The organism is Sorangium sp. So ce145, from assembly GCF_051525985.1.
Lineage (GTDB): Bacteria > Myxococcota_A > Polyangia > Polyangiales > Polyangiaceae > Sorangium > Sorangium cellulosum_B.
The window spans coordinates 3,760,703-3,782,271 of record NZ_CP150315.1; the positions used below are offsets into that span (position 1 = coordinate 3,760,703).

The following is a 21,569-nucleotide window of genomic DNA, read 5'->3' on the forward strand; positions in this document are numbered from 1 at the left end:
GATTCGGCACGCCCGCGCACCGGAGGAGCTCGAGACAAGGAACGACGAGGAACATCGATGAAATGTGCGCTGGACTACCGTTGTCGGCCACGGCGGCTCCTTGCGCGATGTCAAACGCCGTCACGGCAGGTTCAATATCGGTTTAACGTGTACTTATGACCACAGTCGGTGCGGTCCATGCCACCGGAGCCGCGAGCCCGCTGCAGGGCTACGCCGCGGAGGCCATCCTCCACGAGGGGACGATGATCACGGTGCGCCGCGCGCGCCGCGCGTCGGACGGGCAGCCCGTCGTGCTGAAGGGGCCGAGCGCCGGGCGGGCGTCGCCGCGCGCGATCGCGAGGCTCCGCCACGAGCAGGTGATCACGCGCGAGATCGCGCACCCGGGCGTCCTCCGCGTCCTCGACGTCGAGGAGAGCGACGGGGGGCCCGTGCTCGTCCTGGAGGACTTCGGCGGCGCGTCGCTCGACATCGTCCTGCGGAGCGAGCGGCTCGGCCTGGCCACGACCCTGCGGATCGGCATCCACGTCGCGGACGCCCTCGCGGCGCTGCACCACGCGGGCATCATTCACAAGGACATCAAGCCGCACAACCTCCTCGTCCGCCTCGAGCCGCTGGTGGTCAAGCTCTCCGACTTCGGGATCGCGACGCGCCTGTCGCAGGAGGCGCCGAGGGCCGAGAACCCGGACGCCGCGGAGGGGACCCTTCTGTACATGTCACCCGAGCAGACGGGCTGGATGAACCGCAGCCTCGACTGCCGGACGGACCTCTACTCTTTGGGCGTCACCCTCTACGAGCTGCTCACGGGCGCGCCTCCGTTCACCGCGCCGAGCGCCATGGAGCTCGTGCACTGCCACCTGGCCAGGACGCCGACGCCGCCGCACGTCGCGTCGGCCGAGATCCCGCGCGTCGTCTCCGATCTCGTCATGAAGCTCCTCTCGAAGGCCGCCGAGGATCGGTATCCGTGCGCCGAGGCGCTGCGCGCCGATCTCGAGGAGTGCCTCCGGAGGTACGAGGCCGACGGCCGCGTCGATCCTTTCCCGCTCGGCGAGCGCGACGCGGGCGGCCGGCTCTGGCTGCCGGAGAAGCTCTACGGGCGCGAGGCCGAGACGCAGGCCGTCGTGGCCGCGTGCGAGCGCGCGGCGGCCGGCGCCGTCGAGCTGTTCCTCATCTCCGGCCACGCCGGCGTCGGCAAGTCCGCCCTCGTCCGCGAGGTCTACAAGGTGCTCGCGCGGCGGCCCGGGTACTTCGTCTCGGGGAAGTTCGGCCAGCTCAAGCAGCGCACCCCTTACGCGGCCATCGCGCAGGCGTTCGACGAGCTGTGCGAGCGCATGCTGTCGGAGGGCGAAGAGTCCGTGGCGCGCTGGAAGGCCCGGCTGAGCGCCGCGCTCGGCTCGATCGGGCAGGTCGTCGTCGACGTGATCCCCGAGCTCGAGCGCGTCGTCGGACCCCAGCCCGCCGTGCAGCCGCTCGGGCCGACCGAGTCGAAGAACCGCTTCAGCGTGGCGTTCCAGGCCTTCGTCCGCGCCGTCACGGAGGAGCACCTCCTCGTGCTCTTCATCGACGACCTCCAGTGGGCCGACCCCGCCTCGCTGAAGCTCCTCGAGCTCCTGATGACCGATCCCGACGCCCGCGGGATGCTCGTGATCGGCGCCTACCGCGACCAGGAAGTCGACGAGGCCCATCCGCTGGCGAGGCTCGTCGGCGGCTTGCGGGCGGCGGGCGCGTCCGCCTCCGAGGTGTGGCTCGGGCCGCTCGAGATCGAGGACATCCGCCGGCTCCTCGCCGACACCCTGCGCTGCCGCCTCGAGGACACGGACGCCTTCGCGGCGCTCATCCTGGAGAGGACCGCGGGCAACCCGTTCTTCATCCACCAGCTCCTGCACGCCCTCGCCGGCGAGGGGATCGTGCGCTTCGATCCGACCGCGGGGGCGTGGGCGTGGAGCCTCGAGCGCGCCCGGAGCGCGGAGGGCGCGGAGGGCGTCGTCGAGCTGATGGCCGCGAAGATCCGGCGGCTCGCGCCCGGCGCGCAGCGCGCCCTCCGGCTCGCCGCCTGCGTGGGCCACCGCTTCGACCTCCGGACGCTCGCGCTCGTCGCCGAGCAGCCCCCGGGCGAGGTGGCCGCGGCCCTCTGGGAGGCCCTGCGGGCGGGCCTCGTCGTGCCCCTCGATCCCGAGTACCGCCTCGTCCACGCCGGCGACGCGGCGGTCGCGGGCAGGCTGCTCGAGGACCCCTCGTTCCGCGTCTCGTACCGGTTCCTGCACGATCGCGTTCAGCAGGCGGCGTACGCGCTCATCGACGAGCCGGAGCGGAAGCGGCTGCACCACCGCATCGGCCGGCTGCTCGCGGCGAGCCTCGGCGAGGACCCGAGCGACGAGGACCTGTTCGTCGTCGTCGGCCACCTGAACCTCGCCGCGGGCCTGATCGAGGGCGCGGCGGAGCGCGGCGAGTTCGTGCGGCTCAACGTGGCCGCGGGGCGGCGCGCGCAGGCGGCGACCGCGTACGACGCCGCGTTCGGCTACCTGAGCGCCGCGGCGTCCGCGCTCGGCCCGGATCCATCGGCCGGCGAGCCGGGCCTCGCCTTCGACATCTTCGACATCTTCGACATTTATGCCGCGAAGGCCGAGTGCGCGTACCTGAGCGGCCGCTGCGACGAGGCGGAGGCGCTCTTCGACGCCCTCCTCGAGCGCGCCGCCTCGGACGCGGAGCGCGCGCGCGTTTACCGCATGCGGATGGTCCTCTACAACGCGCAGCACCGCTGGGCGGACTCGCTCGCGGTGGCGCTCCAGGGCCTGCGCCTCTTCGGCATGGAGGTGCCCACCGAGGGCGAGGCGCTCGCCGCCGCGCTCCGCGCGGAGCTCGCCGAGGCCGAGCGCGGCTTCGCCGCCCGGCGGGGCGAGGACGTCGGCGCGAGCCCGGAGCTCGCCGATCCGCACGTCAGGATCGTGGTGGAGATGCTCGGTTACGGCTCGCCCTCGGCGTATATCATCAACCTGCCGCTGGCCCAGCTCCTCGCCGTCAGGATGGCGAACCTGTCGCTCCGGCACGGGATCTCGCCGATGGCCAGCGTGGCGTACGCGCTCCACGGCTTCTACCTGGCCGCGTTCTGGGGCCAGCCGCACGAGGGCTACAGGATCGTGCGGATGGGCGTCGCCCTGAACGACAGGTACCGGGTCGATGCCATCAGGGCGAAGGTCGACTTCAACTACGGGGTCGTCATGAACCACTCGAGGCCGCAGCGCGAGGCGCTCGAGGTCCTCCAGCGGGCGCGGGTCGCCGGGATGGAGACCGGCGACTTCATGTTCGCGTCGGCGGCCTCCAACATCGTCGCCCAGATGAAGCTCAGCCTGGAAGGCGAGCTCCGGCGCGTACGCGAGGACGTCGGCGGGTTCCTGCGCTTCACCTCCCGCACGAAGGACGCGCTGTCGACGGCGGTCCAGACCGTCGCGCGGCAGGTGATCCAGAACCTCGAGGGGCGCACGCTGGACCGCGGCACGCTGAGCGACGCCGGCTTCGACGAGGACGCCTTCGTGCCGAAGCTCGATGGGATGGGCTTCGCGATCGTCGCGGGCTTCTACTACACGAACAAGCTCGCGCTCGCGTACCTCTACGGCGATCACGAGGGCGCGCTGCGGATGGCCCGCCGCGCGCACGAGCGGGCCCGCGCCCTGACGGGCCAGTACATCGGCATCGTCGATCTGCCGCTCTACACCTGCCTCACCATCCTGGCGCTCGGCCCTCGGGCGAGCGGGGAGGAGGGCGGCGCGCTGGCCGAGATGCTCGCGTCGAGCCACGACAAGCTCGCCGTCCTCGCGCGGGACTGCCCCGAGCTCCGGCACCTGGAGCTGCTCGTCCGGGCGGAGCGCGCGCGCGTCGCCGGGGAGGCGCTGGAGCCGATCCTCGAGCTCTACCAGCAGGCGAGCGACGCGGCGGAGCAGGCGGGGTACGTGCGCTACCGCGCGCTCGTCAGCGAGCTCTGCGGCAGGTTCCTCGCGGCGAGGCGCATGCCGTGGCTCGCGCGCTCGTGCCTCGTCGAGGCCTACCAGGCCTACGCGCGCTGGGGCGCCACGGCCAAGCTTCGGCAGATGGAGGAGGCGTACGTCGAGCTGCTCCCCCGCGCGGCGGCGGGCCAGCCCGCGTCCGCGAGCGTCCTGTCGAGCCTGACCTCGGTCGCCTCGTCGACGACCGAGGCGGTCGCGCGGCGCGTGGCGCTGCTCGACGCGGCGGCGCTCATCCGCGCCGCGCAGGCGGTGGCGCGCGAGATCGACCTCGGCCGCGTGATGACGCGGCTGCTCCGGCTCGCCATCGAGAGCGTCGGCGCCCAGCGGGGCGCGCTGATCCTGGACCACGAGGGCGGGCCGCGCGTGGAGGCCGTCGCCGAGGACGGGGGCGAGGTGTGCGTCGGCCCGTCCACGCCCGTGCGCGAGAGCGGCGCCGTCGCAGCGCGGGTGATCGAGCTCGCGATGCGCGCCGGGAGCGCCGTCGTCGTGGCCGACGCCGCGCAGGACGGGCGGTTCGACGGCGACCCCTACGTCGCGGCGCGCAAGCCGCGATCGGTGCTCGCGCTGCCCATGGTGAGCCAGGGGGAGATCTCGGGCGTCCTCTACCTGGAGAACAACGCCGCGCCCGAGGTGTTCTCGCCCGCCCGCCTCGACGTGCTCGAGCTCGTCGCCGCGCAGGCCGCCATCGCCGTGAAGAACGCGCTGCTCTACGCGCGCGTCCAGGCGGCGAGCGACGAGCTCCGCAGGGCCAACGACGCGCTCGAGGCGGCCGTCGCCGCCCGCACCGCGGAGCTCTCCGCGGCGAAGGTGCAGCTGGAGGCGGAGCTCGTCGAGCGGGAGAGCGCCGAGCGGGCGCGCGCCGCCCTCCAGGAGGACCTCATCCGCGTGCAGCGCGAGCGGCTCGCCGAGCTGTCGACGCCGCTCATTCCGATCACCGACCAGATCATGGTCATGCCGCTCATCGGGACCCTGGACGCGGAGCGGGCGGACGAGGCGCTCGAGACGGCGCTGCGCGGCGTGGCGGACACGTCGGCGCAGGTCGTCATCCTGGACATCACGGGCGTGAAAGGCGTGGACAGCAGCGTCGCCGCGACGCTCGTCCGGGCCGCGACCGCGCTGCGGCTGCTCGGCGCCGAGGCGGTGATCACCGGGATCCGAGGCCACGTGTCGCAGACGCTGGTCAGCCTCGGGATCGACCTCCGCGAGACCGTCGTCCAGGGGACGCTCCAGCGCGGGATCGCGTACGCGCTCCGGAAGACCGGCCAGGCGCGGCAGCTCGCCGCGATGGCCCCTCGCTGACGGCCCGCGATCGCAGGCGCTCAGTTGGCGAGCTTGTTCGCCTCTCGCGGGCCGAAGATCGCCTCCCAGTTCGAGCGGTAGGCGTCGGTCGCGACCTGCGCGGGGCCTGACCGGGCCGACTCGCGCGCCGCCGGGAGGAGCACCTCCACGTCGAAGAGCCGCGCGTGCTCGGACCGCTGCGTCAGCTTCACGAGCTCCCCGTTGAGCGGGCGACCGTGCTCGGTGGGCCGCAGCTCGCCGATCTCGAGCCGGTCCTCCCGGCTCCGGATCACCCGGAAGCCTTCCCCCTGCTCGACGGGGCTATGGATGAAGACGACATCCTGATTCGCGGCGGGCGCGGGCGTGTCCTGGTTCTGCGGGGGCTCGTCCTTGCCCATCGCGAGAGTTTCCCACGTTTGCCCCCCCGAGCGCCAGGTGAAGCGAGCGCTCGATCGCCGCCAGTCACCGCCAGTCCCAGTCACCGCCAGTCACGGCCAGCCACCGCCTGCCGCCCGTCGCACACCGCCTCCGCCCCCGTTGCTCGGTGGCTCCGTTGCTCCCCGTGCCGCAACGCTGCGCATCACGGCGGCGCGTGTTCACGTGGCGCATGGCCGGGGCCTCCAAAACTTGGCCAGCGCGGGGCTTACGCCGTACTGCCGGCCAATGGGCGCTCTGCACCGCGGAGGGCCCGCGATGGCGGACGCGGCTTCGCGGCGGAGGTATGGGCGTATGAACGGTCGAGGCGCAGAGGGAGAGGGCGTTCGCAAGGCGCCGGAATCCTTGGACAGGGAGCGCGAGGGCGGCGGCGAGCGGCGCGCTGGCGCCGGGCAGCGGGTCCGCGTCGAGGCGCTCGTCGCGGTCGGCGAGACGTCGGGCGGCGGCTTCGAGGCCGAGTCGATCGACATGTCCCCCGAGGGGATGCGCCTGCGCACGGCGTACCTGCCGCGGGTCGGCGACGCCCTGATCTGCCGGTTCGACGGGCTCGGCAAGGAGCTGGTCGTCGAGGGCGAGGTCTGCTGGCGCACCGAGCAGGCGCGCGGCGGCGAGTTCGGCCTGCGCTTCACCGGCCTCGACGCCGGGTCGGAGGAGGCGGTGCGCGCGATGTGCTCGTCGATCGACGCGGGACCCGCGCCGGCGCTCGCCGTCCAGGCCGCGGCCGCGTCGCCCGTGGCCGCGCAGCGGGGCTCCCGCGTGCGCCTCCACATCGAGGGTCTGGGCTCGCCGATGAAGGCGCGCGTGCGCGGCGGCGGGCTCGACGACCTCGAGGTCGGCTCCAACCTGGAGTTCCTCAAGGTAGGCCGCTCCCTCGAGCTGGAGGAGGTCGATCAGGGCACGCGCCGCGAGGCGTACATCGATCACGTGAAGGTCGAGGTCGACCCGGTGACGAGCGTGCCGCAGCTCGTGGTCACGCTGGCCTACGAGGCGCCGCGCGCGGCCAGGGCGCCGCGGCCGCGGCCCTCGTCGCCCGAGGCGCTCCCCCCGGCCCCGGCGCGATCTTCCCACGACGCCGGCGCGCGGGCGCCGTCGTCGCCGCCGCAGGGCGAGCGCGCGGCTTCGCGACCGTCGTCGGCGCCGACGGTTCCGGCGCGCGATCATCAGAGCGAGCGCGCGGCTGCGCGGCCTTCCTCGGCGCCGACGGTTCCGGCGCGCGATCCTCAGGGCGAGCGCGCGACGGCGCGGCCTTCGTCGGCGCCGGCGGCCGAGCCTCGGGGCGAGCGCGCCCCATCGGGCGCGAGCGGCGGCGCGAGCGGCGGCGCGGCGGCCCACGCGGACGACGACCACGACAGCGACGTGTCGCCGGCGCTCTCGGCCCGGGAAGCGCGCGCGGGCGCCGAGGCGGCCCCGCCCTCCGCGGACGACGGAGCGCCGCCCTCCGCGGGGAGCGCGGCCGAGGACGCGGGCGCCGAGGCGGCTGCCGATGCCGACGCGCAGCCGGGCCGGCTGCGCGAGGTCGGCGAGAAGGCCGCGATGGCGGGCAAGGCGGTGGCGGGCAAGATCGCGCCCGCGCTGGCCGGCGCCGGGGCGCGCGCGGCCACGGCGATGGCGGGCCTCGTGGCGAGGATCAAGGCGCGGCGCGCCGCGCGTGCAGGCGACGGCGACGGGTCGGGCAAGGACGGCGGACCGCGCCGCAAGACGGCGCCGCCGCCGGCTGGCGCGCTGAAGTCCGGCGGGCGCCGGCTGGTGCGCGAGGAGCCCGAGGAGGCGGCGGGCGAGGACGGGGAGCCGCCGCGCTTCAACAAGAAGGCGGCCGCGGTCGGCAGCTTCCTCGGGCTGGCGGCGGTGCTCGTCGTGTTCGGGGCGGCGCGCCTCCTCGGCCTGCGGGGCGGCGACGCGCCCTCGGCCGGGGCCGAGTCGGCCGCGGGCGCGCCGGCGCTGCCAGCGTCGGCGTCCTCCGGCGCGCCTGCCCTCGCGGCGGCCGCGGGGCCGGCTGGCGCGCCGGGCGGCGCGCTCACGGCGAACGTCCCGCTGTTCGGCGCGACGCCGCTGTCGACGACGGAGCCTGTGCCGCCGACGCCGCCGGCGGATCCGAGCGCGCTGGCCGGCGGCGCGCTCGCGCCGGGCGCAGCGGTCCCGGGCGGCCCGGGCGAGGACGACGAGGTGGAGGCGGCGGACGACGGCGACCGGGAGGGGCCGCGGGAGTGGGGGCAGGGGTCGGTGAGGAACCCCATCGTCCTGAAGCTCAAGATGGACGGCCCGATCGAGGAGCTGAACGGCGCGGCCGGCGCGATGGGCTTCACGGTATCGCTGCCTGATCGGCGGGCGCTGTCGTCGGGCAGCGGCCTTGCCCGCAAGGACAAGCGCATCGCGTCGGTGCGCGTGGTCAACACCGCGCATGGCGCGGAGGTCACCCTGCAGTTCAAGGACGGCGTGCCCGCCTACAAGGCGAAGGCGCGCGGCGATCGCCTGGAGATCTCGCTCGGCCGCGGCGAGTCGAAGAAGGTGGCGTCGAAGTCGAAGCCCGAGAAGAACGAGAAGCACGAGAAGAAGAAGGGCGACGACGCCAAGAAGAAGAGCGAGAAGGGGAGCGGCAAGAAGGACGACAAGGAGCGCTGAGGGGCGCTCGGCCGGGCGGAACTGGCCGGGTTGGCGCGCCGCGCTCGGCGTGGCATTCTCCTGGGGTGCGGTGGAACGACGAGAAGAGCCGGCGTTTCCAGGCGCTCCGCGCGGCCGAGGCGCGGGGGACGTTGACGGACCCCGAGCGCGCGGAGCTCTCTCGTCTGTTTGAGGATCTCGACGCGGAAGAGGCCGACGCGCTGCGCCCGGCGATGGAGCTGGCGGCGGCACGCGCGGAGGACCTCGCGGCGCAGAAGGCACAGCTCGAATCCCAGGCCGACGCGCTGGCGCGCATCGTGGCCGAGCAGGAAGGGCTCCTGGCAGATGCCACCGCCTACCTCCAGAAGCTGCGGGAGAAGAACGCGGCCTTGGCGGAGGACTACCGGCGCCTCATGGGGCACGATCTCGCCCCGGCCCGCTGAGGGTGTGGTCGCGTGGCCGATGAGTTACGCGCGCTGGTCCGGGAGGGCTTTCGCGCGCGCTGCGCCTACTGCGGGGTGCACGAGGATGCGGTCGGGGCCACGCTGACGGTCGACCACCATCGCCCGCGCGCACATGGAGGCACCGATGACGTGACGAACCTCGTCTACTGCTGTGCCAGGTGCAACGAACACAAGGGCGCCTACTGGCACGAGCAGGATCCTCCTTATGTCCGCCTGCTTCATCCCGGGCGAGATAATCTGGCGCAGCACCTGCGCGAGAGCGACGACGGACATCTCGTTGGCCTCACCCCCGCGGGCGAGTTCTTCGTCCAGCGCTTGCGATTGAATCGCCCGCAGCTCGTGGCCTATCGGCGCGCACGGCAGGCGGAGGTGACGCTTACGGCGGAGCTCGCGGCGAGCCGCCGGCGCGTCGAAGAACTGGAGCGCGCGGTGCTCGATCTGCGTGCGGCGCTGGAATCGACCGCGGATGAGATCGAGCGCCGGTCGAAGGGGCGCCCCGGGGAGCCCTGAACCATTCGAGTCCGGGCTCGGCTCCTTCTTCTCCTCCTCAGAGGAAGAAGTGGGCCGTCAGGTTGACGGACCCGCTGCTGGCGTTGCTGCTCTCGCCCATGTACTCGTAGCTCAGGATCGTCCAGCGCCCGGTCATCTCGAACCCGAAGCTTTTCGGACGACCCCACAGAACGCCCAGCTCCAGCATGCCGCCCAGGGCGTCGTCGAACCGAGCATCGGCGCCGCCGAGGACGCCGTCGCCATAGAGGTGCGGGTTGAGCTCCAGGATCCCGCCCGCGGCCACGACGCCGTGCCACGAGCTGTCGATTGCCACCAGGCTTCGGACGGAGGCCATCAACGGGATGCGCTCCAGCTTGATCGAGCCATCGGCGTCGACGAGGGTGCTCTTGTACTTCCACCCGGCGTCCAGCCCGAGACCGAGTCCCACGCGATCCCCGAGCCAGAGAGGCGTCCAGGTCAGTCCGCCGGAGAGGGAGACCCCTTCTCCGGCGTGGACGGTGGTCGCGGAGCCGTCCGAGTACGTGAGCACGGCGAGCTCATCGCCGCCGAAGGCGAGGCCGAGCGAAGCGTGCAACCCCAGAGACGAGAGCCATTCCTCGCGGCGCAGGGCCGGGGCGAACTCGTTCGGAGCGGCGTCCGCCTCGGGTGCTGCGGAGGGAGCCTCGGCGCGCGCCACGGAGGCCCAACCCAGTATTCCCACTCCCACTCCCAGCGCAGTGATCAGGAACTTCGAGTTGATGGTCATGGTTCTCGCTCCAATCCTGGCCGGTCAACCGGTGACGGCGACGACAATCTTGTCGCGCACGCCGACGAATACGTGTTCGCCAGCGCGGCTCTTCCCGACTTTGTGCAGCCTCTGAACGCCGTCATGCCGGCGATCGGTGCGGCGTTCGCCTCGGTGAAGGACAGGTGTGCTGGCGGAGAGTGAACCTTCGAGTAGCGCGCTGTTGGACAATGAGTTTGTTGTGTAATCGTGTCAACGGAGAAGCGCGGAGGACTCATGACACCATGACGGCGTACTGAGCGGGGTCGCGGCGATACCCCGGGAGCGCTCGCCGCGGACGCCGAGCAAGGCTCTGTCGAGGGGTGCGCCGGAGCATGGTGGCGGGCCGACCTGCGCACGCCTCTATCGCGGGATCGGGGGCTGCGGGCGGCGCTTGCGTTCGCCGATGAGGCTAGCCTCGACGCCGCGGCGGTGCGGGCTGTCGGCCAGCGTCGTCACGGCGAGGCCATGTCCCTCCACAAGCATGTCGCTCACGAGGACGAGCTCCTCGACGGTCTCGTCGAGATCGTTTTCTCCGAGAGGCTTCGCCTTCGATCGAGCACTACTCGGCGGTGTAGACGAAGGCGACGCGGTGGCCGAGACTTGGATTCGTGCCCCAACTGCTCGGCTCGCCGAACTTCGACCGCCTCGACGCCCACGACGCGCCTGCTCGTCCACCGAAATCCGAACGACGAACCCGCCGAGGTGATGCCGGTGAAGCTGAAGGCGGAGATGGGAAGCGCGAACAGCGAGGAGCCCAGGACGGGCGGTCGGCAACGTGGTCGGAGCGGCGGACGATGGTCGCTCGCCGCGCGGCGAACAAACGCGCGTACGACGCTTCGCGGGCACTGAGGGAGTGCTGGGATGGGAACCGAGTTCATTGCGAGCGGCGTGTGGTCGCGCATCACCAAGCTCGCGCGGCGCGTGCCGGGAGATGTCGCCGTCGCCTACTGCGCCCGGGGGGCGCGGAAGCTGCTGCCGCTCAAGCGCGGAAGCCGTCTCGTGGTCGACGCCAGCGAGCGCGCCGTCAAGTCGGGCCAGACTGACCCGGCCGAGCTCCTCTACTTCATCAACCGTGGCGTGGCCGTCCACAGCGTCGAGAACCTCCACGCCAAGGTCTTCGTGTTCGCGGACACGGTTGTCCTCGGCTCGATGAACGTGTCCCGCCGGTCGGCTTCCGTGCTCCAGGAGGCAGCTGTGCTGATCACGGACCGCGCCGTCGTCGCCGAAGCTCGTCGCTTCGTTGAGAGCCACCTCGGCGAGGAGGTGACGGCCGAACACGCCAGGCAGCTGCGGAAGCTCTACAAGCCCCCGCAGATCGGGCATGCTCCGCCGTCTGCCCCCCGCCGGCGTTCAAGCAAGGGGGGCGTGCCAGAGCATCCGCCGCTCTGGGTCGTCCCCTTGACGACGAACGAATGGGACGAGGACGATGAGCGTGAGGCGAAGCGCGCACGGCCGGCGGCCGCGCGGCGCGTCCGTCGTGGTGCCGAAAAGCTTCAGGAGTTCGCGTGGGTTGGGGCCTCTCTCTGCGAGCACCTTGAGAAGGGCCACCTCGTGCTCCAGGTGGTGAAGGACGGTCGCCAGTGGCACGCGTACCAGGCAGCTCACGTCATCGAGATCCGGCGCTTCCAGGGGCCCAGAGGCGCGCGGCGAATGGTCGTGTTCCTCGCTGCTCGCCTCCACGCCCACCGCAAGGGCCTGCGTGCCGTGCGTGCCGCGCTCGGGGGGCACCAGCGCCTGCTACCCAAGGGCTGGCTCCCACGCCTCGTGCGGGTGCCCGCGGCTGCACACGCGCTCCTCAATCTCTGGGGATCCGGCGGGGAGCGGCGGAAGTGACCTCCGTCTCTTCGAGACGCGCTGGCCTGATCGGGTAAGCATGCGGGCGACGTGGGCTGCTCGGAGATCCTCCCGCACACGGGCCAGACGCCGCGCCTGCCGCCCCGGCTCGCTTGCCGAAGCAGGCGGCAGGAGGTGTACGAGGATCAGGATTCGTCGGCGGGCGCCGCCGAGAGGTCGCAACGGATCGAAACGGTGGAACCGCCAAGAACGCCAAGGGGAGGGAGGACGTGCCGTCTCGGCATTCCCCCCGGTTCCCTGGTCTCTTGGCGCTCTTGGCGGCTTGGCGGTTCACTTCTCCGTCCGACTTCCCGCAGTAGCGCTGGGTTCCTCCCTGTTTCCACGTCCACGGGCTGGGTAGCTCGGCACGACCTCACTCGCAGCCAGAGAGGAACTCGGGCGACGAGGTACAAGCCTCGACTTGGGCACAGCTGCCTGACTCCGGGCAGCTGTGCCCAAGTCGAGACTATATCGACCCGCTGCGGCTCAGGATGACGTGGGGCAGTTTCTGCGCCTCAACGTCCGCGAGGAGCGCGCTGCCCAGCTTGATGTTCCCGCGATCGTCGGCGAGATGGGTCTCTCGGTAGATCCAGGTCGCGGGTCCGTCCTCCGACGGGAACTCGATCGCGTACTGCACTCGGATGGCGGGGTGCATGAGCACGGTGCTGCCTTCGGTCACCGGGACGACCGTGGGCGACCGTACGATCCGTACCTCGACGCCCATCTCGCGCGCCTTTTCGAGGAAATTCTTCCGATCGTAGATCTGGGTCACGAACATGGGCTCGCCCGGCTCTTTCTCGCTACGCCACCTGTAGGATCGCACATTTCTTGGCCTCCGCGAGCGGCGCCCTCAGGAACGACGAAACAAGGCGGAACGCCTTGGTTACGCGGCCGGCGACCGCCGGGTCCGCGGGGACCGTCTCGAGCACACGCGGCGCGGTCAACATCATCATCTGGTCGAGAAACGCGACGGCGGTGGGGGCGCCGGCCTCGCACTCGTAGAAGCGGTATGCCGGCTTGCCGGCATCGTCGATCTTCATGGCGATGGCACCCTCGTCCGAGAAGAGGAGGTCCGGAAGGAAAGGCGGGGCGAGCGCGGCCTGCGCCTCGCGTGCGGTCCGCTTCGCCTCGGCGTCGGACGCAGCGGTTACGGCGTTTCCGCGCTTGGCGCGCGCCTCGATGACGTCTTCGAGCCAGCCGCGGAACGTGGCCGATTTCGTCGGCGCTCCGAAGGAGAAGAGGGCGGTCACGAACGGGTTGTCGGCTCCGGCGTCGAGCTGGAGCCGTCCAAGCTGATCGACGGCATCGATGAACTTCGCCCCGCGCGCGAGGCCGCTCTTCACTTCCACCACGGCGCGCACCGCCTGCGGGATCGCGACGACCGTCGTCCCGACACGGAGAAGCATCGGATAGTCGATCGTGTCCACGAGCATGATGTCCGCCTGCGCGGTCGCCAATTGGGGCTGTCCCTGATCGTCCACGCGCGCGATCGCGCCGGTGAGGACCTCCAGGCGGCGCGGAACCACCTCGCGGAGCAGCTCGGCAAGCGCGTGCTCCCTGCCGGAACCGACGACCGTGGGGTGGTTCGTGAGCGCGGCGAAGAGATCCGCCTGGGCACGTAGGCGGTTCCGGAGGAGTTCTGCGAGGTTCATCGATTCGACCACCCCTCGCCCCCTACACCGATCTCCCCGGCCCCACCGGCGGCGGGATCGACCACTCCGCGCTGTCCGACAACCTGGGCTCCGCCTCCTCCGCCGCGCTCCCGAAGAAATCCGCGACGTCGTGCCGCCTCGCCTCCGCGTCCGCGCGCCCCAGCTCGATGAGCTTCCGCGTGAACGAGCCGTCGAACAGGAGGTAGCTCGCGAGATCCGCGTCGTTCGCCGCGCCGACGTCCACCAGCGAGAGCAGCCTCCGCATCATCGCCGGCCCCCCTTGCAGCTTGCCCGCCCTCACGTGCTCCGCCGCCAGGCGCCCGAGATCCGCGCTCGGACGCACCACCAGCGTCTCCACCCGCCGGTACGGCAGCGCCCCGCGCAGCGCCGCGGCCCCGTTGATCGATTGCAGGAAATCCGGGCCGAACGCCTGCTCCCCGTCCTCGATCATGTGGTTCACCCGCGTCAGCACCTCGAAATCGGTCTGGATGTGGTCGAGCAGGAACGCGTTCAGCACCTTGCCGAGCACGAGCGCCATCCCCGGCGGCTTGCCGCTGTCCCCCGCGTCGATGCTCCGCACCTCGCGCGACAGCCCGATCGCCAGGACGTGCGTCGCCCCCAGCCGCAGCGCCGGCGCGATGGGCGTGTTCTGCCGCACGCCCCCGTCCATGAACAGATCGCGGCCGATCCGCACCGGCGGGAACAGGATCGGGATCGCCGCGGACGCGAGCGCGTGCTGCGGGCCGATCAGCGCCCCCCGGATGATCGTCCGCGGCGGCGCCGTCGTCGGCAGCGCCCCGTCCGGGCCCGTCTGCATGAAGATCACCGTGCGGCCCGTCCCGATCTCCGTCGCCGACACGCTCACCGCCGAGAGGTAGCCGTGGCGCAGCGTCCGCGCGATCGCGCGCCACGGGATCTCCCGCTCGACGAGCCGCTGCATCGGCGAGACGTCGAACAGGCCCACCCCCTCCGACCCGCCCCCGAACAGGAGCTTCGGCATCGAGATCGCCTGCCGGACCCCGAAGCCGAGCACCGTCTCCAGCTTCAGCTGCGTCCACAGGTTGACGAGGCGCCGCACCCCCAGCGTCGGATCGTCGAGGTGCGCCGCGAGGTAACACGCGTTCACCGCGCCCACCGACGTCCCGCACAGGATGTCGATGCGCGGCGGCGCCCCGCGGAGGCGGGCGAACGCGTCGAGGACGTACGACAGCACGCCGACCTCGTACGCGCCCCGCGCGCCTCCGCCCGAGAGGATCACCGCCACCTTGCGCCGCGGCTTCGCCCCGGTCCTCGCGCCCGTTCCCGTCATGCCATCTCCCCGCGGCGGAGCGGGTCGTGCGCCGCCGCCGGTCCGTCCGCCTCCGCGGCGAGGACCCGCCGCACCACGGTGCGCTCCAGGAACAGCGCCCTGAGCCGCGCGTCGCGGATGTAGCCCGCCACCCTCCGTACGTGCGCCGCCGCGCGGTGGTACGCGTCCGTCGAGCTCGCCGGCGCCCCCTTCTGCAGCGCCTCGCAGCAGAGGTCGCGCACCTCGATGCCGTACTCCGAGCTGCCCGCCTCGACAGCGCCGAGCGCCGTCCGCGCGAGCAGCACCCCGGAGTGGACCTCCCCCGCGTCCACCCGCGACGCCGCCTCGATCGCCGTCGCGTGGGCGTGGTAGCTCATCAGCCCCTGCGACTCGGCGAGCTGCCGCGCCTCGGAGGCGTTCGCGATCGCGCCCTGGATATCGCCTCGCGCCCTCGCCAGGAGGCCGCGGACGTTGCGCTCGTGGATCATGTCGTAGACGCTGCCGGTCACCGCGATGAGCGCGCCCGCGTCGGCGCAGAGCGTGTGCGCGGCGTCGACGTCGCCCGCCTCGAGGAGGATCCCTGCCGAGCAGAGGAGCGTGTCGGCCCGCGCATCCTGATCGTCATAGCGCTCGTGGGCCTCGCGCGCCCGCTTCATGTACGCCAGGCTCCGCGGTACGTCCCCGAGCTTCGCGTAGGCGTGGCCGATGTTGCTCAATGTTTTGGCGATCTGGAACCGGCCGCCGATCGCGAGATCGATGGAGATCGACGAGAGCCCGACCGCGATCGCGTCCTCGAAGCGCTCGAGCACGAACATCGCCACCGCGAGCGAGTTCTTCGCGCGCGCCTCGCTGCGGCGCGCCCCCACCGCGCGGAACACCGCGATCGCCTCGGCGTAGGCCTCCACCGCCTCCTGCACGCGGCCGACCCGGCGCAGGAGCACCCCCTTCGTGCGCAGCACCTCCGCGCGCGCCCGCGGCGTCAGCCCGCCCGCCTGCGTCACCCGGAGCGCGCGATCCGACGCGCTGATCGCGCCCTGGACGTCGCCGAGCTCGCGCAGCACCTCCGACAGGATCGTGAGCGCCTCGACCTCGAGCGCGGGGCGGCGCGCGATGCGCGCGATCTCGGCCGCGCGCTGCGCCACCGGCAGGCCGCGGGCGAGGTAGCCGTCGTCGAGATCGAACCGCGCGGTGCGCACGAGGGCGAGCGCCGCCCAGCGGGCGTGGCCGCTCTCCTTCGCGAGCTGGCGCAGCGCCGCGAGGTGCCGCCGCCGGTCGCGGCGGCGGCCGAGGTGGCGGAAGATCGCCTCCAGCGCCTCGTGCGCGATCATCCGCCGCGTGTCGCCGTTCGGCAGGAGCGACAGCGCGCGCTCGTAGTACCGCCGCGACAGCTGCGCCTGGTGCCCCGCGCGCGCGGCCCGCGCGGCGTCGAGGTAGAGCTCCGCCGCCGGCCCGGGCGCCTCGCCCCGCGCGAGGTGCTGCGCCACGATCGCGGCCGAGAGCCCCTGCGAGAGCGGCGTCGTCGAGAGGTGCTCGCCGAGCCGCCGGTGCATGCGCACGCGGCTCGCGCCGTCGAGCGCGAGGTAGGCCACGTCGCGCACGAGCGGGTGCCGGAAGTCCACCGCCCCGGCGCGGCGATCGCACAGGCCGCGCGCGCAGAGGCGCGTCACCGCCTCGTCGTCGGCGAGCCGCGTCAGGTTCAGGATGTCGTCCTTGAGCAGCGGCCCCCCCGCGACCGCCAGCCAGTTCACGACGTCGTGCTCCGCCGGCGGCAGCTCGCGCAGGCGGTCGCCGATGAGCTGCTCCAGCGTCGAGGGCAGCGGCTCGCCGCGATCCCCCGTCCGGTCGTGGCGCACGAGCTCGTGCCGCCCGCCCGGGTGCTCGACGATCTCCAGCGTGCCCCGCTCGAGGAGCGCGTCGATCATCTCGAGCAGGAAGAACGGGTTGCCGGCGACGCGCGGCACGAGCTCGCCGCAGACGGCCGCCACCCCGTCGCGCACGCCGAGGCGGGCCTCGACGAGGCGCATCTGCTCCTCGGCGCTGAGCCCGCGGAGCTCGATCCGCACGAGCCCCTCGATGAACGGGGTCACGCGCTCCTCGGGGCGCGTGAGGAGCAGCACGAGCACTGGGAGCCGCTCCGCGCGCTGCTTCAGGAGCTCCGAGAGCAGCTCCAGGCTCGGCCGGTCGGCCCACTGGAGGCCGTCGATGACGACGACGAGCGGCTGGTGGCGCGCCAGCGAGCCGAGCAGGTACTTCACGCCCCGCACCACCACGTCGCGGCCGTAGGCGGCCGCCTCCTCCTCGGGGTGCTCGAGCTGCTTGCCCGTGACGAGCTCGGCGAGCCGCGTGACGATGCGCGCGCCGAGCGGCGAGCGCGCGATGGGCCCGAGCAGGGCGCGGATCACGTGGGAGGCGTCGTCGATCGCGTGGTCGAGCCCCATCCCGGTGACGTCGCGGAGCACGTCGCAGACCGTGGCGAGCGGCAGCTCGCTCTTCACGGGCGAGCACTCGACGTGGAGCACGCGCGCGTCGCCGGGGAGCTCCGAGAGGAACGTGGAGATGAGCGCGCTCTTGCCGATGCCCATCTCGCCGACGATGACGCGCGCCACGGACTGGCCCCGGAGCGCGCCGACCGGCGGGCTCGAGGGCCTGCTCGAGATGCTCGGGGGCCTGCTCTGCCGGCTCCCCGGCGGCTCGCTCTCGCCGAAGCGCGCGGGCGGCTCGACGTTGCCCTTCACGGGCGGCGAGATCGCCCGGTGGTAGGCCGCGTGCAGGTCGGCCCGCTCCGCGTCGCGCCCCACGAGGTCGTTCGGCGAGAGCGCGATCTCCGCCATCCGCTCCTCGCGCGTGAGCGGGCGCTGGAGCGCGTAGAGCCGCATCTGGTGCGGGACCGGGTAGCCGCGGGCGTCGTCGAGGTCGAGCGAGGGCGCGTCGCCCCAGCGGAAGTCGCGGCGGACGAGGCGGTAGACGCCGCCCGCGACCCAGGTCTTGCCGAACGGGGTGCGGGCGCCGATGCGCTCGGCGAGGAAGTTCGCGGGCTCCTTGAGCGCGTGGTTGATGAGGTGCCCCTGCTCGTCGCGCTCGCCGTACGCGATGCCGCGGACGATGCCGATCGCGGCGCGGAGCTCGACGGGCAGGTCCTCCGACGCGCCCGCGAGCGCCTCGTGCACGTCGACCGCCAGCGAGGCCGCGTCGGCCGCGGCGCGCGAGGGGTTCGCGAGCAGCCCGACCACCGCGCGCGCGCTCGCGTGCGACTCCCACGACCAGATCGCCCCGTGCTTGAAGGCGATCGCGTCGAGGGTCGTGCGGATCGAGCGCCCGCTGCGCTTGCCGGCGAGCCGGCCCTGCGCCCCGAGCAGCGCGTCGACGCCCTCGATGCGCAGCGTGACCACGGCGACGTGGCGCACCTCGCGCACGGCGCGCGGCGCGCCCGTGCCCTCGGCGTCGCCTCCGGTGCGCGCGGCCGGCACCGCCGCGAGCGTCTGCGGCTGCGCCACCGAGCCGTCGTCCGCGGGCTGCTCCTCCGCGCCCTCCGCGCCCTCCATGCGCCGCGCGGCGCCCTCGCGCGCCTCCTCCGCGCGGTCGCGGCCGAGCAGGTGGGCCACGGTCTGCTCGACCGAGGCGTTGTCGACGAGCTCCTGCCGCGCGAGCAGCGCGCGCGCGACCGCCCCGGCCAGGTCGCGCGCGGTCTGGAAGCGGGCCTCGGGCTCGCGCTCCATGGCGCGCATCACGATCGCCTCGAGCTCCGCGGGGATGTCGCGCGCGTGCGACGACGGCGGGTCGAACCGGCCCTCCTTCACGGCCTGGAGCAGCGCCTCGTCGTCGAGCTTGCCGTACGGCGAGCGCATGGCGAGCAGCTCGTAGAGCACGACGCCGAGGGCGTAGATGTCGCTGCGCCGGTCGACGCGCTCGCCGCGCGCCTGCTCGGGCGACATGTACCCGAACTTGCCCTTCAGCACGCCGGGCTCCTCGCGGAAGAGGTTGGCGCTGGCGATGCCGAAGTCGGCGATCTTCACGACGCCCTCGAGCGAGAGCAGGATGTTCTGCGGCGAGACGTCGCGGTGGACGATGGCGAGCGGCATGCCGCCCTCGTCCTTGCGCTCGTGGGCGTAGTGCAGCCCCTTCGCCGCCTCGGAGACGATGAACGCCGACACGAGCGGCGGGATCCGCGACTCCTTCTGCTGGGCGGCCCGCATCAGCTTGCCGAGGTCGAAGCCCTCGACGTACTCCATCGAGAGGAGCAGCCCGTCCTCGCCGTGGTCGGAGAACTCGTAGACCTGGACGATGTTCGGGTGGTTCAGGCGCGTGGCGAGGTGGGCCTCCTCCACGAACATGGCGCGGAAGCGCCGCGAGGCCCCGTGCGCCGGGAGGATGCGCTTGACGACGAGGAGCTTGTACGTCCCCTCGGCGCCCCGCTTCTTGGCGAGGAAGACCTCCGCCATGCCGCCAGCGCCGAGGCGGCGCTGGATCTCTAGGTCGGCGAGCTGGGACGGGTGCTTGGCCATGCAGCGAAGCGGCGCGCGGGCGCCCTGGCTGGGAGGCGCCGAGCGCGGTGAATCGGGTGACGGTGATGAACGAGGTCCGCGCTCGGTTCCCCCGATCCATGGGAGGACTACGGGTTGACCCGCATGGTAGCGTCCCGCCCGGGTCTCCGGGGAGACAACCAGGGTGGAAAGGCGAATCTTTCTGGGTGGCTCGGGGCTCCCCGCCGGGGGTGAGCCTGCCCGCGCGCCGCATATCCGCGATGGCGGCGCCGCCAGACCCCGGCCCTGACGTTCCGCTTGCAAGGCGCCCTCCCACGGCGCCCGACATCCGGCCGGTGCTGCGCCAGCAGCAACAAAGCTGTTGCCGGAGCACAGGCCATCTGTTAAAACGGATGCTGCGTCTGTGATGAGAGACGCCGGGCGTCCGACCCCGGCCGCTGGCCGTTGGCCATTGGGCCGAGAGGCGGTGGGGTCGTCGTGTGCGCGCGCCCGAAACCTTGAGGGCTTGTAATGGACATTCGCGTGACAGAGGCGGACGTCGTCGTCGTGGGCGGCGGCAGCGCAGGCTCCACTGCAGCGGTGGAGGCGCAACAGCGGTTGCCCCGGGGGAGGGTCGTCCTCCTCGAGAAGGCGCATATCAAGCGGAGCGGCGCCATCGCGATAGGCATGGATGGGCTGAACAACGCCATCATCCCAGGGCACGCGACGCCGGAGCAGTACGTGAAGGAGATCACGGTGGCCAACGACGGCATCGTGAACCAGCGCGCCGTCTATGAATATGCGCGCAACAGCTTCGCGATGATCCAGGAGCTCGATTCCTGGGGCGTGAAGTTCCAGAAGACGCGATCGGGCGATTTCGACGTCAAGAAGGTCCACCACAACGGGAGCTACGTCCTCCCGATGCCCGAGGGCTACGATCTCAAGAAGATCCTGACGCGCATGGTCAAGCGCGCCGGCGTGAAGGTCGTCAACCGCGTGATGGCGACGCGGATCCTCGTCACCGACGGGCGCGTCGCCGGGGTGATCGGCTTCGACACCCGGGAAGGACATATCGAGATCATCAAGGCGAGGGCGGTCATCCTGTGCTGCGGCGCCTCGGGGCGGCTCGGGCTGCCGGCGTCGGGCTATCTCCACGGGACGTACGAGAACCCGTCGAACGCGGGAGACGGCTACTCGATGGCGTACCACGCGGGCGCCGAGCTCTCGGGCATCGAGTGCTTCCAGGTGAACCCGCTCATCAAGGACTACAACGGTCCGGCGTGCGCGTACGTGACAGGCCCGCTCGGCGGGCACACGGTCAACGCGCGGGGGCACCGCTTCATCGAGAGCGATTACTGGAGCGGGCAGATGATGCTCGAGTTCTACCGGGAGCTCCACTCCGCGAACGGCCCCGTGTACCTGAAGCTCACCCACCTCGCCCCGGAGACGATCACCGAGGTCGAGCGGGTCCTGCACCAGACGGAGCGCCCGAGCCGCGGGCGCTTCCACGAGGGGAGGGGGCACAGCTACGCGAGCGATCTCGTCGAGATGCACATCTCCGAGATCGGCCTGTGCAGCGGGCACAGCGCGTCGGGGGTCTGGGTCAACGAGAAGGGCGAGACCACGGTGCCCGGGCTCTACGCCGCCGGCGACATGGCGTGCGTGCCGCACAACTACCTGCTCGGCGCGCTCACCTACGGGAAGATCTGCGCCCAGAGCGCGCTCGATTACCTCGAGCGCGCGCCCGCGGTCGAGCCGCTCGCCGCCGCGGTCGACGCCGAGCGGGAGCGCATCCTCGCCCCCCTCTCGCGGCGGAGCGGGGTGGCGCCGCACCAGTACGAATACAAGGTGCGGCGCCTGGTGAACGATTATCTCCAGCCGCCCAAGACGGGGAACAAGATGACGCTCGGGCTCGAGTACTTCCTGCGGGCGAAGGAGGAGCTCGAGGAGGTCACCGCGGAGAGCCCCCACGAGCTCATGCGGGTGATGGAGTGCCATTTCATCCGCGACTGCGCGGAGATGGCGGCGCGCGCGTCGCTGTACCGGACCGAGAGCCGCTGGGGACTCTACCACTACCGGCTCGATTACCCCGAGATGGACGACCGCAGCTGGTTCACGCACGTGAACCTGAAGAAGGACGAGCGCGGCGAGATGATCGCCTTCAAGAGGCCGGTGGAGCCTTATCTCTTCCCGATCGACGACGGAGAGCGCGCGGCCTACCACCGGCTGCGCATCCCGGCCGAGGAGCAGCGCGCGTCGGCCTGACGAGCGAGTTAGAACGCGAGAA

Annotated in this window: 13 protein-coding genes; 6 read left to right on the plus strand and 7 right to left on the minus strand. The window is 72.3% G+C overall.

Going from position 1 to position 21,569, the window contains the following annotated elements; all coding sequences use genetic code 11:
- Positions 1-155 precede the first annotated feature (155 nt).
- Positions 156-5,297 carry an AAA family ATPase gene (locus WMF34_RS14320; protein WP_437993625.1) on the plus strand — a complete coding sequence of 1,714 codons (5,142 nt, stop codon included), beginning with the start codon at positions 156-158 and terminating at the stop codon, positions 5,295-5,297.
- A gap of 20 nt (positions 5,298-5,317) precedes the next feature.
- Here the strand turns inward: WMF34_RS14320 and WMF34_RS14325 are convergent, their stop codons facing one another.
- Positions 5,318-5,674 (minus strand): hypothetical protein, encoded by a 357-nt coding sequence (locus tag WMF34_RS14325; RefSeq protein ID WP_437993626.1) that lies wholly within the window; start codon positions 5,672-5,674, stop codon positions 5,318-5,320.
- Between the two features lie 382 nt (positions 5,675-6,056).
- On the opposite strand from WMF34_RS14325, the gene WMF34_RS14330 reads away from it, so the two are divergent.
- The 3 genes from WMF34_RS14330 (at position 6,057) to WMF34_RS14340 (ending at position 9,283) form a co-directional block, all read left to right on the plus strand.
- Positions 6,057-8,330: a PilZ domain-containing protein gene (locus tag WMF34_RS14330; RefSeq protein WP_437993627.1), complete on the plus strand. Its 2,274-nt coding sequence runs from the start codon at positions 6,057-6,059 to the stop codon at positions 8,328-8,330.
- A gap of 65 nt (positions 8,331-8,395) precedes the next feature.
- A complete protein-coding gene (locus WMF34_RS14335; RefSeq protein WP_012235381.1) occupies positions 8,396-8,752 on the plus strand; it encodes a hypothetical protein in 357 nt (118 codons plus the stop codon).
- Positions 8,753-8,764: 12 nt separating this feature from the next.
- Positions 8,765-9,283, plus strand: coding sequence for an HNH endonuclease (locus tag WMF34_RS14340; protein ID WP_437993628.1), 519 nt, complete (start codon positions 8,765-8,767; stop codon positions 9,281-9,283).
- 37 nt (positions 9,284-9,320) lie between these two features.
- On the opposite strand, the gene WMF34_RS14345 is transcribed toward WMF34_RS14340, so the two are convergent.
- Positions 9,321-10,028 (minus strand): hypothetical protein, encoded by a 708-nt coding sequence (locus WMF34_RS14345; RefSeq protein WP_437993629.1) that lies wholly within the window; start codon positions 10,026-10,028, stop codon positions 9,321-9,323.
- A 381-nt stretch (positions 10,029-10,409) separates the two neighbouring features.
- Positions 10,410-10,541, minus strand: coding sequence for a hypothetical protein (locus WMF34_RS14350; protein WP_437993630.1), 132 nt, complete (start codon positions 10,539-10,541; stop codon positions 10,410-10,412).
- Positions 10,542-10,910: 369 nt separating this feature from the next.
- Here WMF34_RS14350 and WMF34_RS14355 point away from each other — a divergent pair, with 369 nt between their 5' ends.
- A complete protein-coding gene (locus WMF34_RS14355; RefSeq protein ID WP_437993631.1) occupies positions 10,911-11,882 on the plus strand; it encodes a phospholipase D family protein in 972 nt (323 codons plus the stop codon).
- Positions 11,883-12,348: 466 nt separating this feature from the next.
- On the opposite strand, the gene WMF34_RS14360 is transcribed toward WMF34_RS14355, so the two are convergent.
- The 4 genes from WMF34_RS14360 to WMF34_RS14375 are packed head-to-tail and all read right to left on the minus strand — an operon-like array spanning position 12,349 to position 19,324.
- Positions 12,349-12,660: a hypothetical protein gene (locus WMF34_RS14360; protein WP_437993632.1), complete on the minus strand. Its 312-nt coding sequence runs from the start codon at positions 12,658-12,660 to the stop codon at positions 12,349-12,351.
- Between the two features lie 22 nt (positions 12,661-12,682).
- The gene (locus WMF34_RS14365) at positions 12,683-13,534 is read right to left on the minus strand and encodes a DUF6602 domain-containing protein (protein WP_437993633.1); all 852 of its coding nucleotides are present in this window, start codon (positions 13,532-13,534) and stop codon (positions 12,683-12,685) included.
- Positions 13,535-13,556: 22 nt separating this feature from the next.
- Positions 13,557-14,843, minus strand: a complete 1,287-nt coding sequence (locus WMF34_RS14370; protein WP_437993634.1) for a patatin-like phospholipase family protein — start codon at positions 14,841-14,843, stop codon at positions 13,557-13,559.
- Positions 14,840-19,324 (minus strand): serine/threonine-protein kinase, encoded by a 4,485-nt coding sequence (locus WMF34_RS14375; protein WP_012235385.1) that lies wholly within the window; start codon positions 19,322-19,324, stop codon positions 14,840-14,842. The genes WMF34_RS14370 and WMF34_RS14375 overlap by 4 nt, the downstream gene beginning before the upstream one ends.
- Before the next feature lie 489 nt (positions 19,325-19,813).
- Between WMF34_RS14375 and WMF34_RS14380 the strand changes: the two genes are divergently transcribed.
- Positions 19,814-21,547 carry a fumarate reductase/succinate dehydrogenase flavoprotein subunit gene (locus WMF34_RS14380; RefSeq protein ID WP_437993635.1) on the plus strand — a complete coding sequence of 578 codons (1,734 nt, stop codon included), beginning with the start codon at positions 19,814-19,816 and terminating at the stop codon, positions 21,545-21,547.
- Positions 21,548-21,569: the final 22 nt, after the last annotated feature.